Origin of the sequence: Klebsiella sp. YJ, assembly GCF_002108615.1 — a bacterium.
Taxonomy (GTDB): domain Bacteria; phylum Pseudomonadota; class Gammaproteobacteria; order Enterobacterales; family Enterobacteriaceae; genus Klebsiella; species Klebsiella planticola.
In genome coordinates this window covers 36655-52217 of record NZ_MTEG01000022.1, presented here as the reverse complement: position 1 = coordinate 52217, position 15563 = coordinate 36655, and the positions used below count along the sequence as shown (strand labels likewise).

At 56.4% G+C, this 15563-nt stretch carries 11 protein-coding genes; 6 read left to right on the top strand and 5 right to left on the bottom strand.

Annotation, left to right across the window (positions count from 1 at the left end; all coding sequences use genetic code 11):
• The first annotated feature begins 20 nt into the window (after window positions 1-20).
• The gene (gene feoB, locus BV390_RS21295) at window positions 21-2339 is read left to right on the top strand and encodes a Fe(2+) transporter permease subunit FeoB (protein ID WP_032690443.1); all 2319 of its coding nucleotides are present in this window, start codon (window positions 21-23) and stop codon (window positions 2337-2339) included.
• A gap of 9 nt (window positions 2340-2348) precedes the next feature.
• The gene (gene feoC, locus BV390_RS21290; protein WP_032690442.1) at window positions 2349-2585 is read left to right on the top strand and encodes a [Fe-S]-dependent transcriptional repressor FeoC; all 237 of its coding nucleotides are present in this window, start codon (window positions 2349-2351) and stop codon (window positions 2583-2585) included.
• A gap of 60 nt (window positions 2586-2645) precedes the next feature.
• Here feoC and BV390_RS21285 read toward each other — a convergent pair whose 3' ends face one another.
• Together BV390_RS21285 and bioH are read right to left on the bottom strand one after the other, a co-directional pair.
• Window positions 2646-2915, bottom strand: a complete 270-nt coding sequence (locus BV390_RS21285) for a YdgH/BhsA/McbA-like domain containing protein (RefSeq protein WP_004868491.1) — start codon at window positions 2913-2915, stop codon at window positions 2646-2648.
• A 109-nt stretch (window positions 2916-3024) separates the two neighbouring features.
• Window positions 3025-3807, bottom strand: coding sequence for a pimeloyl-ACP methyl ester esterase BioH (bioH, locus tag BV390_RS21280; protein WP_032696903.1), 783 nt, complete (start codon window positions 3805-3807; stop codon window positions 3025-3027).
• 37 nt (window positions 3808-3844) lie between these two features.
• Between bioH and gntX the strand changes: the two genes are divergently transcribed.
• The 3 genes from gntX (at window position 3845) to gntT (ending at window position 6817) form a co-directional block, all read left to right on the top strand.
• A complete protein-coding gene (gene gntX, locus BV390_RS21275) occupies window positions 3845-4519 on the top strand; it encodes a DNA utilization protein GntX (protein ID WP_072009551.1) in 675 nt (224 codons plus the stop codon).
• Window positions 4520-4577: 58 nt separating this feature from the next.
• Window positions 4578-5153 carry a Fe-S biogenesis protein NfuA gene (gene nfuA / locus BV390_RS21270; RefSeq protein ID WP_032690439.1) on the top strand — a complete coding sequence of 192 codons (576 nt, stop codon included), beginning with the start codon at window positions 4578-4580 and terminating at the stop codon, window positions 5151-5153.
• 347 nt (window positions 5154-5500) lie between these two features.
• Window positions 5501-6817: a gluconate transporter gene (gntT, locus tag BV390_RS21265; RefSeq protein WP_032690438.1), complete on the top strand. Its 1317-nt coding sequence runs from the start codon at window positions 5501-5503 to the stop codon at window positions 6815-6817.
• A 104-nt stretch (window positions 6818-6921) separates the two neighbouring features.
• Here gntT and malQ read toward each other — a convergent pair whose 3' ends face one another.
• Both malQ and malP read right to left on the bottom strand, forming a co-directional pair.
• On the bottom strand, window positions 6922-9009 hold the full coding sequence (gene malQ / locus BV390_RS21260; RefSeq protein WP_032696906.1) for a 4-alpha-glucanotransferase: 2088 nt from the start codon (window positions 9007-9009) through the stop codon (window positions 6922-6924).
• A 10-nt stretch (window positions 9010-9019) separates the two neighbouring features.
• Complete coding sequence (malP, locus tag BV390_RS21255) at window positions 9020-11410, bottom strand: maltodextrin phosphorylase (RefSeq protein ID WP_032698660.1); 2391 nt, start codon at window positions 11408-11410, stop codon at window positions 9020-9022.
• 622 nt (window positions 11411-12032) lie between these two features.
• On the opposite strand from malP, the gene malT reads away from it, so the two are divergent.
• Window positions 12033-14738, top strand: a complete 2706-nt coding sequence (malT, locus tag BV390_RS21250; RefSeq protein ID WP_032690435.1) for an HTH-type transcriptional regulator MalT — start codon at window positions 12033-12035, stop codon at window positions 14736-14738.
• A gap of 6 nt (window positions 14739-14744) precedes the next feature.
• On the opposite strand, the gene BV390_RS21245 is transcribed toward malT, so the two are convergent.
• Window positions 14745-15503: a DeoR/GlpR family transcriptional regulator gene (locus tag BV390_RS21245; RefSeq protein WP_004868507.1), complete on the bottom strand. Its 759-nt coding sequence runs from the start codon at window positions 15501-15503 to the stop codon at window positions 14745-14747.
• Between the last annotated feature and the right edge of the window lie 60 nt (window positions 15504-15563).

The following is a 15563-nucleotide window of genomic DNA, read 5'->3' as shown; positions in this document are numbered from 1 at the left end:
CGGTACGCAGAGTCTGAAATATGAAAAAGTTAACTCTTGGTTTAATTGGTAATCCGAACTCCGGCAAGACAACATTATTTAATCAGCTTACCGGCGCCCGTCAGCGCGTCGGCAACTGGGCCGGGGTCACCGTCGAGCGCAAAGAAGGAGCCTTTACCACCACTGACCACCAGGTCACGCTGGTGGACCTGCCCGGCACCTATTCGCTGACGACGATCTCTTCACAGACCTCTTTAGATGAGCAGATCGCCTGTCACTATATCCTCAGCGGCGATGCCGACATGCTGATTAACGTGGTTGACGCCTCAAATCTGGAACGCAACCTCTATCTGACGCTGCAGCTACTGGAGCTGGGCATCCCCTGTATCGTTGCGTTGAATATGCTGGATATTGCCGAGAAGCAAAAAATCCGCATCGACGTTGACGCGCTGGCCGCCCGCCTGGGTTGCCCGGTGATTCCGCTGGTCTCGACGCGCGGGCGCGGTATCGAAGCCTTAAAAATGGCCGTCGACCGCCACCAGCAAAATACGTCGCTTGAACTGGTGCACTACCCGCAGCCGCTGCTGCGTGAAGCCGAAAAGCTGGCTCAGGAGATGGCGCGGGAGATCCCGCAGCGTCAGCGTTGCTGGCTGGGTCTGCAGATGCTGGAGGGCGATATTTACAGCCGCGAGTACGCCGGAAACGCTGCGCATAAGCTCGACGATGCCCTGGCAAATCTGAGCGCGGAAATTGACGATCCGGCGCTGCATATCGCGGATGCCCGCTATCAGAGCATTGCCGCCATATGCGATGCCGTCAGCAACACGCTCACCGCTGAGCCAAGCCGCTTCACCACCGCGATGGACAAAATCATCCTCAGCCGCGTGCTGGGGCTGCCCATCTTCTTATTTGTCATGTACCTGATGTTCCTGCTGGCGATCAACATCGGCGGCGCATTACAGCCCATCTTTGACGCCGGGTCCGTGGCTATCTTTATTCACGGTATTCAGTGGCTGGGCTATACCCTGCATTTACCGGACTGGCTAACCGTTTTCCTTGCCCAGGGGCTGGGTGGCGGTATCAATACCGTGCTGCCGCTGGTCCCGCAAATCGGCATGATGTATCTGTTCCTCTCCTTCCTTGAAGATTCCGGCTATATGGCGCGAGCGGCATTCGTCATGGACCGCTTGATGCAGGCGCTGGGGCTACCGGGGAAATCCTTCGTTCCGCTGATTGTCGGCTTCGGCTGCAACGTGCCGTCGGTCATGGGCGCGCGCACGCTGGATGCGCCTCGCGAACGCCTGATGACCATCATGATGGCGCCGTTTATGTCCTGCGGCGCGCGCCTGGCGATCTTCGCCGTGTTCGCCGCCGCGTTCTTTGGTCAGAATGGCGCGCTGGCGGTCTTCTCGCTGTATCTGCTCGGCATCGTGATGGCTATCCTGACCGGTCTGATGCTCAAACACACCATTATGCGCGGCGAAGCATCGCCGTTTGTGATGGAGCTGCCGGTCTACCACGTCCCGCATGTCAAAAGCCTGGTCATCCAGACCTGGCAGCGGCTGAAAGGCTTTGTGCTGCGCGCGGGTAAAGTTATCGTCATCGTCAGTATCTTCCTTAGCGCCCTGAACAGCTTCTCGCTCAACGGAAAGCTGGTGGATAACATTAACGATTCGGCGCTGGCCTCCGTCAGTCGTATTATCACGCCGATTTTTAAACCGATCGGCGTGCATGAAGACAACTGGCAGGCTACCGTCGGGCTGTTTACCGGCGCAATGGCGAAAGAAGTGGTCGTCGGCACGCTGAACACGCTCTACACCGCCGAAGACATTCAGAACGAAGCGTTTAATCCGCAGGAATTCCACCTCGGCGACGAACTGCTGGCCGCGCTGGACGAAACCTGGCAGAGCCTGAAAGATACCTTCAGCCTGAGCGTCCTGGCTAACCCTATCGAAGCCAGCAAAGGCGATGGTGAAATGGAAACCGGCGCCATGGGCGTCATGGGCAGCAAATTCGGCAGTGCGGCCGCCGCCTACAGCTACCTGATTTTCGTTCTGCTCTATATTCCGTGCATCTCGGTGATGGGGGCTATCGCTCGCGAATCCAGCCGTGGCTGGATGTCATTCTCCATCCTGTGGGGACTGAACATCGCCTACTCGCTCTCGACGCTGTACTACCAGACCGTGAGTTTCAGCCAGCATCCGCGCTACAGCCTGGTGTGTATCCTGGCGGTGGTGCTGTTTAACATCCTGGTCTTTGCTCTGTTACGCCGGGCACGCAGCCGGGTTGATATCTCTCTGCTGGCCACGCGTAAAACGCCGTCATCCTGCTGTCAGAGTCCGGCAGGCGATTGTCACTAAGGAGTCATCATGGCGTCGTTGATTGAAGTACGCGATATGCTGGCCCTGCAGGGGCGTATGCAGGCGACACAACTCAGCGCTCACCTGCATGCTCCGCAGCCGCTGGTCGAGGCCATGCTGAGTCGTCTGGAAGCCATGGGGAAAGCCGTGCGTATAACGGAAGACGCGGACGGCTGTTTGTCCGGCAGCTGCAAAAGTTGCCCTGAGGGAAAAGCCTGCTTGCAAGAGTGGTGGGCGCTACGCTGATCGTTGAGCAATAAGCCTCTGAGCAATAAAACCAAAGCGGGTCCTGAGACCCGCTTTTGCTTATTTGTAGACGTCGGCGTTAGCGTGAACGGTTTTCTCGTTTTTCGAACCGGCAATCACCACAAAGTACTTGCCGCCCAGCTCATCCGCCTTCTTCGACAGATCGCGCTTTGCATCCATCGGTGACGTTGTTTTTGAGGTCGTAATGCTGCCGATTTTCGTCAGCTTCATTGACGCCACTTCATCTTTTTGAATCTCTTTCGCTGCAAACGCGCCAAAAGACAGGGACCCAATCACCAGAGATGCGACAATACCCGTAATAAGTTTCATAGCCTGAACTCTCCATAAGGTTGTTTTTATAGGCCACGGCGGCGACAGAAACGCATGCTCCCCGTGACAACCTAAGTATTGCTATGGTCGGGATTTTTGCCACAGCCGGCTAAAAATAATTGCGCAGGCGATTTTTCAACGCCACCAGCGGCTCACAGAACGCCTGCGGGTGCGAGATGAACGGCGCATGGGCCGCTTTTTCAAAGACCATAGATTCACTCTGCGGCCATAATGCATCCAGAACCGGCACAATTTTGCGCGGTACCAGGCCATCCAGTCGGCCATACAGCCGCAGGAATGGCAGGGTGATTGCGGCCAGCGGCTGGCGTAAATCGGCCGTTTTAAGGATCTCCAGTCCGCCGTTCAACACTTCTGCGGACGGCATCGGCAACGACAACACGGTACTTTTCAACGCCCGGGCATCCTGGCGAGCGCTTTCCGTCCCCAGCGTTTGCAGCGCCAGAAACCGCTCCACGGTACGCTGGAAATCTTCGCTCAACTGCTGCTGAAAGCCACTTAGCACCTCCGCTTTGATCCCGGGCCAGTCGCCATCGGCGCCAAAACAGGGTGAGGACGCCACGGTGACCAGCGCCTGTACGCGTCCGGGGTGTTGCAAGGCAATCTGACTGGCCACCAACCCGCCGAGGCTCCAGCCCAGCCAGATAGCCTGCTCCGGGGCCTGGCTCAGTACCTGCTGTGCCATCTCTTCCAGCGACAGAGCGCCAAAGCCGCTGCTACGACCATATCCCGGCAGGTCAACCAGATGCAGCGTAAAGTGCGAGGCCAGTTCCGGCGTCACGCAATCCCATACCCTGGCATTCAGCCCCCATCCGTGCAGGAGCACAAGATGACAATTTCCTTCCCCCACGGTTTGCCACCAGATGTCGTTCATCAGTTACTGTTCTCTTTCCACCATTACGAGGTGAAATATGCTAACAGCACACAGCTTATGCTGGCTATGCCAAATGCCGGTGGCGATCGCCAGCTGGGGAATCTGCTCCTGCTGCGCGACCTCGCTGGCGCTTACCCATTCGCTTTGCCCACGGTGCGGCCTGCCTGCAGCGGTCAGCAGAGTCCCCTGCGGCCGCTGCCTGCGGAATCCGCCGCCGTGGCAACGGCTGGTGACGGTCAATGATTACCGGCCACCGCTGAGCGGTTTGATCCATCAGCTTAAGTTTTCCCGTCGCCCGGAACTGGCGTCAGCGCTGGCACGACTGCTGCTATTACGCGTTCGCCAGAGGGAAGGATTCCCTCGACCAGACCGGCTCGTCAGCGTCCCGCTATGGCAGCGACGTCAATGGCGACGAGGCTTCAATCAAAGCGACCTGCTATGCCGACCGTTGGCTTACTGGCTGCAGTGCGCCTGGCACCATGACGCTGTACGTCGCCAGCGACGCACTGCGACCCAGCACCACCTCTCTGCACGCTTGCGTAAACAGAACCTGAAAAATGCCTTTCAGCTTGAAATATCGGTGCGCGGCCTCCATATCGCCATTGTGGATGATGTCGTCACAACCGGAAGCACCGTCGCTGAAATATCCCGCCTGCTTTTGCGAAACGGCGCCGCGACGGTTCAGGTATGGTGTATATGCCGTACCTTGTAGACCCCTGCTGATGGGCGTATTATAACCAAGTAAAATAGTCAACTATTAGGCCAACGCTATGATCCGTATTTCCGATGCTGCACAAGCGCACTTTGCCAAATTGCTGGTAAATCAGGAAGAAGGGACACAAATTCGCGTATTTGTGATTAATCCCGGCACCCCAAACGCTGAGTGCGGCGTATCCTATTGCCCACCGGATGCGGTGGAAGACACCGACACGGCGCTGAAGTTTGAGCAACTGACTGCGTATGTCGACGAACTCAGCGCGCCGTATCTGGAAGACGCTGAAATTGACTTCGTTACCGATCAGCTTGGCTCTCAGCTGACGCTGAAAGCACCGAACGCCAAGATGCGCAAAGTTTCCGACGATGCTCCGCTGATGGAACGCGTTGAATACCTGCTGCAATCACAGATTAACCCGCAGCTGGCCGGCCACGGCGGACGCGTTACGCTGATGGAAATCACCGAAGACGGTCTGGCCATCCTGCAGTTCGGCGGCGGTTGTAACGGCTGTTCAATGGTCGATGTGACCCTGAAAGAAGGGATCGAGAAACAGCTGCTCAACGAATTCCCTGAGCTGAAAGGCGTGCGCGATCTGACCGAACACCAGCGCGGCGAGCACTCTTACTACTAAGTCCCCCCCCTCTTCCCGATGTTAAGCCCGGCGGCATTTGCCCAGCCGGGCCGCCCCTGCCGATGTTACCGCACAACATTTCCCCCTGAACCACCCGGCAAAAACCCGGGAAAGAGTATGACTTAAGTCTCATATTTAAAATTTTACCCCGACGGGTGATTCTCAACCTGCATATGTTACCCGTATCATCTCTTTCAGGCACCGCTGCTATAAAAATAGCCAGCTATCCTTTCCTACAGGAGTGATAGTCGATTTTATGGCGCCACACCGTTTGCCGGCTCAGGCAGAGCAAACGAAAAAGATTGAAATTTGACGTTACCCATAACAAATGTAAGGCCAGGTAAATTATGCCATTAGTCATCGTTGCTATCGGGGTTGCCCTGCTGTTGCTGCTGATGATCCGTTTCAAGATGAACGGCTTCATCGCTCTGGTTCTGGTGGCACTCGCCGTCGGACTTATGCAAGGTATGCCTCTGGATAAAGTCATCGTATCCATTAAAAACGGCGTTGGGGGAACCCTCGGCAGTCTCGCGCTGATCATGGGCTTTGGCGCTATGCTCGGTAAGCTGCTGGCGGATTGCGGCGGCGCTCAGCGAATTGCCACAACCTTAATCGCTAAGTTCGGGAAAAAGCACATCCAGTGGGCAGTCGTGCTGACCGGTTTTACCGTCGGCTTCGCGCTGTTCTACGAAGTGGGCTTTGTGCTGATGCTGCCGCTGGTGTTCACCATTGCCGCGTCTGCCCGCATTCCGCTGCTGTACGTCGGCGTTCCAATGGCGGCCGCGCTCTCCGTGACTCACGGTTTCCTGCCTCCGCACCCGGGCCCAACGGCGATTGCCACTATCTTCCACGCTGATATGGGTAAGACCCTGCTGTACGGTACGATTCTGGCTATCCCGACGGTTATCCTTGCCGGTCCGGTTTTCGCTCGCTTCCTGAAAGGCATTGATAAGCCGATTCCGGAAGGGCTGCACAACCCGAAAACCTTCAGCGAAGAAGAGATGCCGGGCTTTGGCGTCAGCGTCTGGACTTCACTGGTACCGGTGATCCTGATGGCGATGCGTGCCGTTGCCGAGATGATCCTGCCGAAAGGCCACGCCTTCCTGCCGGTTGCCGAGTTCTTCGGCGACCCGGTAATGGCGACCCTGATTGCGGTTCTCATCGCCCTGTTCACCTTCGGCCTGAACCGTGGGCGTTCCATGGAGCAGATCAACGACACGCTGACCTCTTCGATCAAAATTATCGCCATGATGCTGTTGATCATCGGCGGCGGCGGCGCCTTCAAACAGGTGCTGGTGGATAGCGGCATGGATAAATACATCGCCTCTATCATGCATGAATCCAACATGTCACCGCTGTTTATGGCCTGGTCTATCGCGGCGGTACTGCGTATTGCGCTCGGTTCTGCGACCGTTGCCGCCATCACCGCCGGCGGGATTGCCGCACCGCTGATTGCCACCACCGGCGTCAGCCCGGAACTGATGGTTATTGCGGTTGGTTCCGGCAGCGTTATCTTCTCTCACGTGAACGATCCGGGCTTCTGGCTGTTTAAGGAATACTTCAACCTGACCATCGGCGAAACCATCCGGTCGTGGTCGGTGCTGGAAACCATTATCTCAGTCTGCGGCCTGGTTGGCTGTCTGCTGCTGGGGATGGTGGTGTAAGCCAGACGTCAGCATAAAAAAGGCCGGGTCCGCATACGCGACCCGGCCTTTTTGTTGGCCCTTTCTCACACCGTTTCCCCGGTGTCACCGGAGAAACGGCGGCACTATTTCTTCTTAGCGACCGCTTTGCGCCGCTTATCCAGATCCTTAATCAGCTTATTCACCCGCTCATCGGCAAACATCTGCTCAAGGGTCGTGGAGAGCTTACGCCGCCAGTTCGGATATTCGCTGCTGGTTCCCGGGATATTGACCGGGGTGGCCATTTCCAGCCAGTCTTCCGGCTGTAGCCCCAACAATGCGCTGTTGCTGTCCGCAATGTAACGCTGCATACCGCGATTGAGGGTCGAGGTCATCGCCATCAGCGAGGCATTATGCCCGGCGCGTTTAGGCAGGCAGCCATATTGATGCAGCGCATCCAGCAGCCCCTGCTTCGCCAGTTCACGATCCTGATACAGGCCACGCAGAACCCCTTCATCCGGATACAGACCTAACGATTTACCCAGCGTCAGGTCTCCGCTTTCCCAGTAACCGCGCAGCGTTGGCAGGTCATGCGTTGTCGCCACCGCCATTGATTGTTCCGGATACGTCTGCGGCGCGCGGAACGTCTTCTCATGGTCATTTTCGAAATAGAGCACTTTGTAGGAATAGACGCCGCTCTTACGCAGCTTGCCGACAATCTCCACCGGTACGGTACCCAGATCTTCGCCAATCACCATACAGCGATGACGCTGACTTTCCAGCGCCATAATCGACAACAGATCATCGACCGGATACTGCACATAGGCACCGTGGTCAGCGGTTTCACCATACGGAATCCACCACAGACGCAGAACCGACATCACGTGGTCGATGCGCAAGGCACCGCAGTTTTGCATGTTGGCGCGCAGCAGCTCAATAAACGGCTCATAGGCACGGGCGACGATGATATGCGGATCCATCGGCGGCAGACCCCAGTTTTGTCCCAGCGGGCCAAGAATGTCCGGCGGCGCCCCGACGGAGGCTTTCAGACAATACAGTTCGCGGTCGCACCAGGTTTCCGAACCGCCTTCCGCCACGCCCACCGCCAGATCGCGGTACAGGCCAATCGGCATCGCGTCGTGCTGGCTGGTGTGCCAGCATTCGGCGAACTGGCAATACGCCAGCCACTGCAGCCAGAGGTAGAAACTCACCTCGTCGGCCTGCTCGGTGCAGAACGCTTTCACTTCCGGGCTGTTGATATCCTGATACGCTTTTGGCCAGGCAGGCCAGCCCCAGCGCAGCGGATCTTGCTGTACCTGCCAGGCGTGCAGGGCGTCATACGCCGCCTGCCAGTACAGGCTTTCGCCTTCACGAAGCACGAACTGGCGGAACTCCGTCATCGCCTCATCGTGACGGGCGGAAAATCGCTTCCAGGCCATGCGCAGCGCGGTCATTTTCAACGCGGTCACGGCGGTATAATCCACATCATCGGTTTGACGCGCGGCCTGTAATGCCCGCTGCGTCTCCGGCGATTGCCACCAGGCCTGCGCCTCTTTGCTCAGGCGAAAATCATCGACCGCGTTAACGTCAATATAGATAACGTTCAGCCAGCGGCGTGAGGATGGGCTGTAGGGACTGGCGCTCTCCGGGTTGGCCGGGTAGAGCGCATGAATCGGGTTAAGGCCGATAAACGCGCCGCCGCGCCGGGAAATCTCCGGCAGCATCGTGCGTAAATCGCCAAAATCGCCGATTCCCCAGTTTTTCTCCGAGCGCAGCGTATAAAGCTGTACGCAGGCGCCCCACAGTTTTTGCCCCTCTTTCAGGGCCTGTGGTTCATAGCAACGCACCGGCGTCACAATCGCCCGACAATGCCAGCGTTCGCCATCCTGAGTCAGGGTCAGCGAATGATAGCCTTCCGGCAGTTTGGCCGGCAGCGGGAGGGTCTCCCCTCCACGCACTTTGCCTTGATACTGTTTCCCCTCTTCGGTGGTGAGGATCCACTGGAATTCCCCACGACCGGCGACCGGCAGCGACATTTTCTTGCCGTGTGTGAAAACCTGCACCGGCGGCAGCGGGTCAACCGCCACTTTCGTGGCGGTTGTTGTACGATGCATCGCATCCAGCAGACGTTGTTTAGTCGCCGCAGCAATTGACTGCGGCTTACCGTGCGCATTGATGTAGTCAGGACTTATTCCCGCCGCCAGCGCGGCGTTATCAAGGCGTTTAGTCTCCATAGGCCTGTCCTTAGCGTTTTGCCTGCCAGATACGTTGTTGATAGTCGCGAATTGAGCGGTCGGAGCTGAACATGCCGCAGCGCGCGGTATTCAGAATCGTCGCGCGAGTCCAGGCTTCCTGGTCACGGTATAACTCATCCACCTGTTTCTGCGCGGCAACATACGCTTCGAAGTCCGCCAGCACCAGGTACGGGTCGCCGCCTTTCAGCAGGCTGTGCAGCATCTGGTCGAAAGCATGCTTGTCGCCATCGCTATACTTGCCGCTTTCCAGCTCTTTCAGGACCGCATCCAGCAGCTTGTCCTTTTTACGCCATTTCAGCGGGTCATAACCTTTCGCTTTCAGCGCCTTAACTTCTTCAACGGTGTTACCAAAGATAAAGATATTCTCTTCGCCGACCTGTTCGGCGATTTCAACGTTCGCACCATCAAGAGTCCCGACGGTCAGCGCGCCGTTCAGCGCCAGCTTCATGTTGCCGGTACCGGAGGCTTCTTTCCCCGCCGTGGAGATCTGTTCTGAGACATCCGCCGCTGGAATCAGCATTTCCGCCGCAGAGACGCAGTAATCCGGCAGGAAGACCACTTTCAGCTTGTCGCCCACCAGCGGATCGTTATTCACCGCCTGCGCCACCTTGTTGATAGCAAAAATAATATTTTTCGCCAGGTAGTAGCCCGGTGCGGCTTTTGCCCCGAACAGGAACACGCGTGGCACGCGGTCCGCCTGCGGGTTTTCACGAATCTCTTTGTACTGCGCCAGAATGTTCAGCAGATTGAGATGCTGACGCTTGTACTCGTGCAGACGCTTAATCTGGATATCGAAAATCGCCTGCGGGTTGATCTCGATGCCGGTACGCGTCTTAACAAACTCAGCCAGGCGAACTTTGTTAGCCAGCTTAATCTCACGGTAGGTCTGGCGGAACGCAGCATCGTCAGCATATTTCTCCAGATGGATCAGCTGATCGAGGTCGTTAGCCCACTCTTTCTTCAGCGTCTTATCCAGCAGCGCGGCCAGTTCCGGGTTGCACTGTTTAATCCAGCGGCGCGGCGTAATGCCGTTGGTCACGTTGTGGAACTTATTCGGCCACAGCTGGTGATATTCCGGGAACAGATCTTTCACCACCAGGTCGGAGTGCAGCGCGGCAACGCCGTTGACCGCAAATCCGCTGACCACGCACATGTTCGCCATGCGAACCTGCTTGTCATGCACCACCGCCAGTTTCGCCCACACCTGCTTATCGCCAGGCCAGGTTTTCTCGACCAGCTTCTTAAATCTGTCATTAATCTCTTTAATGATCTGCATATGACGCGGCAGCAGGGCTTTTACCAGCTTCTCGTCCCAGCACTCCAGCGCTTCAGGCATCAGCGTGTGGTTGGTATAGGCGAAAGTTTTGCTGGTGATGGCCCAGGCATCATCCCAGCTCAGCTGGTGCTCATCGATCAGCACGCGCAGCAGTTCAGGAATGGCGATGGTCGGGTGGGTATCGTTGAGCTGGATTACTTCGTAATCCGCCAGCTCTGCCAGCTTACGACCCGCAAGATGGTGGCGACGCAAAATATCGGCAACCGAACAGGCGCACTGGAAGTATTGCTGCATTAAGCGCAGCTTTTTCCCTGCCTGATGGTTATCGTTCGGGTAAAGCACTTTAGTCAGTTTTTCCGCGTCGATACCCTGCTGCTCTGCGCGCAGGAAATCGCCATCGTTAAATTTGGTCAGGTTAAATGGATGCGCATGGGTCGCCTGCCACAGACGCAGCGGCTGCGCCACGTTATTGCGGTACCCCAGCACCGGCAGATCCCAGGCCTGGCCGGTAATCACGAACGCCGGTTCCCAGGCGCCGCTTTTGCTGACCTTACCGCCGATCCCAACCTGCACATCCAGCTGTTCGTTATGACGGAACCACGGGTAGCGGCTACGCCCCCAGTCATCCGGCGCTTCAACCTGCTGGCCATCTTCGAAAGACTGGCGGAACAGACCATACTGATAATTCAGGCCATAGCCGGTTGCCGACTGGCCAACGGTCGCCATGGAGTCGAGGAAACATGCTGCCAGACGGCCCAGACCACCGTTGCCGAGGCCCGGATCGATCTCTTCTTCCAGCAGATCGGTCAGGTGAATGTCATGAGCCTTCAGCTCATCGCTCACCCCTTGATACCAACCCAGGTTCAACAGGTTGTTGCCGGTCAGGCGACCGATCAAAAACTCCATAGAGATGTAGTTGACGTGACGCTGCCCTTTGGCCGGTTTCGCCACCGGTTGAGCGGCCAACAGCTCGGCAAGCGCGCCGCTTACGGCGTGCCACCACTGACGCTGAGTCATCTCAGAAGCGGACTGTAAGCCAAAATGCTGCCACTGACGGGTCAGTGCAGCCTGAAACTGATCTTTATTAAAAGAAGTCTGTGACATAAGAAATCCGGGTCCTTTACTAAAACGTTGGCGTTAGTGTGCCGACCTCCTGAAGCAACGTCCTCATCCCGATGGGGATTAGGCAGGGAGGAGCAGCAGGGATGAGCGAAAAGTGTGATCGTGGCCACTATAACGGTAGCTCTCCGTCAGAAACATGCTGAAAAATTCACCACACAGAAACACTATGTTGCTCTTCACCATCAGAAGAATATTTGTTACAGGCCGAGACAAAGCGTTGGATAAAACACCATTCCGCAATTATCACGAAATAAAAATAAGCATTGTGTAAAAATAATCCTGCCTGATGACACAAATACGCCAAAACGATTATTTATAAGATTTCCCTTAAATTAACTTAATAAAAACATACAACTACGAAAAAATGGAGTGAATGCCATTTTACTTGTGCCGGGCGCGGGGAAAACCCAGTAACCACGCACGCTGGTACCGGTTTTACAACGAAAGGACTTTAATTGGGAATTTGTGACCTGGTGCAAATTCAAGAGCATAAAATTCGGACATAACTTGCAATAATTTTCATTATCGCCGACCTTAATAGTCATTAATTACGAAGCGCAAAAAAAAATCGCAAATCCTCTCTTGCACAGCGAAATGATTAACTATGTTGATTCCGTCTAAATTAAGTCGCCCAGTCCGCCTTGAACACACCGTGGTTCGCGAGCGATTGCTGGCTAAACTTTCCGGCGCGAACAATTACCGTCTCGTGTTGGTCACCAGCCCCGCTGGGTACGGCAAGACAACGCTCATCTCTCAGTGGGCGGCGGGGAAAAATGAACTTGGCTGGTTTTCGCTGGATGAAGGCGATAACCAACAGGAGCGTTTTGCCAGTTATCTGATCGCCTCTGTTCAGCAGGCTACCGGCGGCCACTGCGTGGCCAGCGAAACCATGGTGCAGAAACGCCAGTATGCCAGCCTGCCCTCGCTTTTCGCGCAGCTGTTTATTGAGCTTGCCGACTGGCAGCGCCCGCTGTATCTGGTGATTGATGATTATCATCTGATCAACAATCCGGTGATTCACGATGCGATGCGCTTCTTCCTCCGTCATCAACCGGAGAATATGACCCTGGTGGTGCTCTCGCGTAACCTGCCGCAGCTCGGCATTGCCAACCTGCGCGTGCGCGATCAGCTGCTGGAAATCGGCAGCCAGCAGCTGGCATTTACCCATCAGGAAGCAAAACTCTTTTTCGACTGTCGTCTGGCTTCGCCGATTGAAGCTGAAGACAGCAGCAGGCTGTGTGACGACGTCGCCGGCTGGGCCACGGCGCTTCAGCTTATTGCTCTGTCCGCCCGTCAGAATAACTCCTCCGCCCACCACTCAGCCCGTCGTCTTGCCGGTATTAATGCCAGCCATCTCTCCGATTATCTGGTGGATGAGGTCCTGGATAATGTCGACGCGCGGACGCGTAACGTCTTGCTGAAAAGCTCGCTGCTGCGTTCAATGAACGATGCGCTCATCGTTCGCGTGACCGGGGAAGAAAACGGGCAAATGCAGCTGGAAGAGATTGAACGTCAGGGCCTGTTCATGCAGCGGATGGACGATTCCGGTGAATGGTTCCGCTATCACCCCCTGTTTGGCAATTTCCTGCGCCAGCGCTGCCAGTGGGAGCTGGCAACCGAATTACCTGAAATTCACCGCTCTGCCGCCGAAGGCTGGATGGCGCTGGGCTTCCCGAGTGAAGCCATTCATCATGCGCTGGCGGCCGGCGATGCGAAAATGCTGCGCGATATTTTACTGAATCATGCCTGGGGCATGTTTAACCACAGCGAACTGGGACTGCTCGAACAATCGCTGGCGGCGCTGCCGTGGTCAAACCTGCTGGAAAATCCGCGTCTGCTCCTGCTGCAGGCCTGGCTGATGCAAAGCCAGCACCGTTACAGCGAAGTCAACACCCTGCTGGCGCGCGCCGAGCAGGAGATGGACATGAAAATGGATACCGCGATGCATGGCGATTTCAACGCCCTGCGTGCACAGGTGGCCATTAATGCGGGCGATCAGGAAGAGGCCGAGCGTCTGGCCATGGTCGCGTTAGAAGAGCTGCCGTTGGCCAGCTACTACAGCCGAATTGTTGCGACATCGGTCCACGGTGAAGTGCTGCATTGTAAAGGCCAGTTAAGTAAATCTCTGGCGGTCATGCAACAGACGGAACAGATGGCCCGCCGCCACGATATCTGGCACTACGCGCTGTGGAGCATGATCCAGCAAAGCGAGATTCTCTTTGCCCAGGGCTTCCTGCAGGCCGCCTGGGAAGTGCAGGAGAAAGCTTTCCAGCTTATCCGCGAACAGCATCTCGAGCAGCTGCCGATGCATGAATTCCTGCTACGTATTCGCTCACAGCTGCTGTGGGCCTGGGCGCGGCTGGATGAAGCGGAAGCGTCCGCACGTAATGGCATGGATGTCCTGTCAAGCTATCAGCCGCAGCAGCAGCTGCAGTGTCTGGCCCTGATGGTGCAGTGCTCGCTGGCCCGCGGCGATTTGGATAACGCCCGCAGCCACCTCAACCGCCTGGAGAACCTGCTCGGCAATGGTCACTATCATAGCGACTGGGTATCAAACGCCGATAAAGTCCGGGTGATCTACTGGCAGATGGTCGGTGATAAAGCCGCGGCCGCCAACTGGCTGCGCCAGACGCCGAAACCGGAATTCGCCAATAACCACTTCCTGCAAAGTCAGTGGCGCAACATTGCCCGGGCGCAAATTCTGCTGGGTGATTTTGACTCGGCGGAAATGGTGCTGGAAGAGTTGAACGACAATGCCCGCTCTTTGCGTTTGATGAGCGATATTAACCGCAACCTGCTGCTGCTCAACCAGCTTTACTGGCAGGCGGGACGGAAAAGCGAAGCGCAAAAAGTCCTGCTGGAGGCGCTTGCACTCGCCAACCGCACCGGGTTTATCAACCACTTTGTGATTGAAGGCGAAGCCATGGCGCAGCAGCTGCGCCAGCTGATTCAGCTTAATACGCTGCCGGAGCTGGAACAGCATCGCGCCCAGCGCATCCTGCGCGATATCAACCAGCACCATCGCCACAAGTTTGCCCACTTTGATGAGGGCTTTGTCGAACGGCTACTGAGTCATCCGGAAGTCCCGGAACTGATTCGCACCAGCCCGCTGACCCAGCGTGAATGGCAGGTACTGGGGCTGATCTATTCCGGCTACAGCAACGAACAGATTGCCGGTGAGCTGGACGTGGCGGCCACGACCATTAAAACCCACATTCGTAATCTGTATCAGAAGCTGGGAGTCGCCCACCGCCAGGATGCGGTACAGCACGCCCAGCGGCTGCTTAAAATGATGGGATACGGCGTTTAACGCCGTTTAGCACAGTTCCAGCTGAAGGTTGTTGTCCGTAATCACCTTCAGTACGCCTGCCGGCGGCATCACATCGGTGTAGACCGCATCGACCATGCTGATGCTGCCCATATTCACCATCGCATTGCGGCCAAATTTCGAGTGATCCACTACCAGCATCACGTGGCGCGAGTTTTCAATAATCGCGCGTTTGGTGCGAACTTCGTGGTAATCAAACTCCAGCAGCGAACCGTCGCTGTCTACGCCGCTGATACCGAGAATGCCGAAATCAAGGCGAAACTGGGAGATAAAGTCCAGCGTCGCCTCGCCGATAATGCCGCCATCCCGACTGCGCAGCTCGCCGCCCGCCAGAATAATGCGGAAATCCTCTTTCACCATCAGCGTGGTGGCCACGTTCAGGTTGTTGGTGACGATACGCAGATCGTTATGCTCCAGCAGCGCATGTGCAACCGCTTCCGGCGTGGTGCCGATATCGATAAACAGTGTCGCGCCATCGGGGATCTGGCTGGCCACCTTGCGGGCAATACGCTCTTTTTCCTGCGTCTGGGTGGCCTTCCTGTCGTGCCAGGAGGTATTTACCGAACTGGAAGGCAGCGCGGCTCCGCCGTGGTGGCGCAGGATCATCTTCTGTTCGGCGAGGTCATTCAGGTCACGACGAATGGTCTGTGGGCTGACGGCAAACTGCTCAACCAGCTCTTCCGTACTGACATATCCCTGTTTTTTTACCAGCTCGATAATGGCGTCATGACGTTGTGTTTGTTTCATGAAATATCCCTGGGATTATAAGACTCGCATAAAGGCGCTGTCGTTGCAGAGAGCCGGGTA

Excerpts from the sequence above, each read along its gene's own strand:
- feoB (WP_032690443.1), top strand. The coding sequence starts at position 21 with ATGAAAAAGTTAACTCTTGGTTTAATTGGTAATCCGAACTCCGGCAAG.
- feoC (WP_032690442.1), top strand. The coding sequence starts at position 2,349 with ATGGCGTCGTTGATTGAAGTACGCGATATGCTGGCCCTGCAGGGGCGT.
- BV390_RS21285 (WP_004868491.1), bottom strand. The coding sequence starts at position 2,915 with ATGAAACTTATTACGGGTATTGTCGCATCTCTGGTGATTGGGTCCCTG.
- bioH (WP_032696903.1), bottom strand. The coding sequence starts at position 3,807 with ATGAACGACATCTGGTGGCAAACCGTGGGGGAAGGAAATTGTCATCTT.
- gntX (WP_072009551.1), top strand. The coding sequence starts at position 3,845 with ATGCTAACAGCACACAGCTTATGCTGGCTATGCCAAATGCCGGTGGCG.
- nfuA (WP_032690439.1), top strand. The coding sequence starts at position 4,578 with ATGATCCGTATTTCCGATGCTGCACAAGCGCACTTTGCCAAATTGCTG.
- gntT (WP_032690438.1), top strand. The coding sequence starts at position 5,501 with ATGCCATTAGTCATCGTTGCTATCGGGGTTGCCCTGCTGTTGCTGCTG.
- malQ (WP_032696906.1), bottom strand. The coding sequence starts at position 9,009 with ATGGAGACTAAACGCCTTGATAACGCCGCGCTGGCGGCGGGAATAAGT.
- malP (WP_032698660.1), bottom strand. The coding sequence starts at position 11,410 with ATGTCACAGACTTCTTTTAATAAAGATCAGTTTCAGGCTGCACTGACC.
- malT (WP_032690435.1), top strand. The coding sequence starts at position 12,033 with ATGTTGATTCCGTCTAAATTAAGTCGCCCAGTCCGCCTTGAACACACC.
- BV390_RS21245 (WP_004868507.1), bottom strand. The coding sequence starts at position 15,503 with ATGAAACAAACACAACGTCATGACGCCATTATCGAGCTGGTAAAAAAA.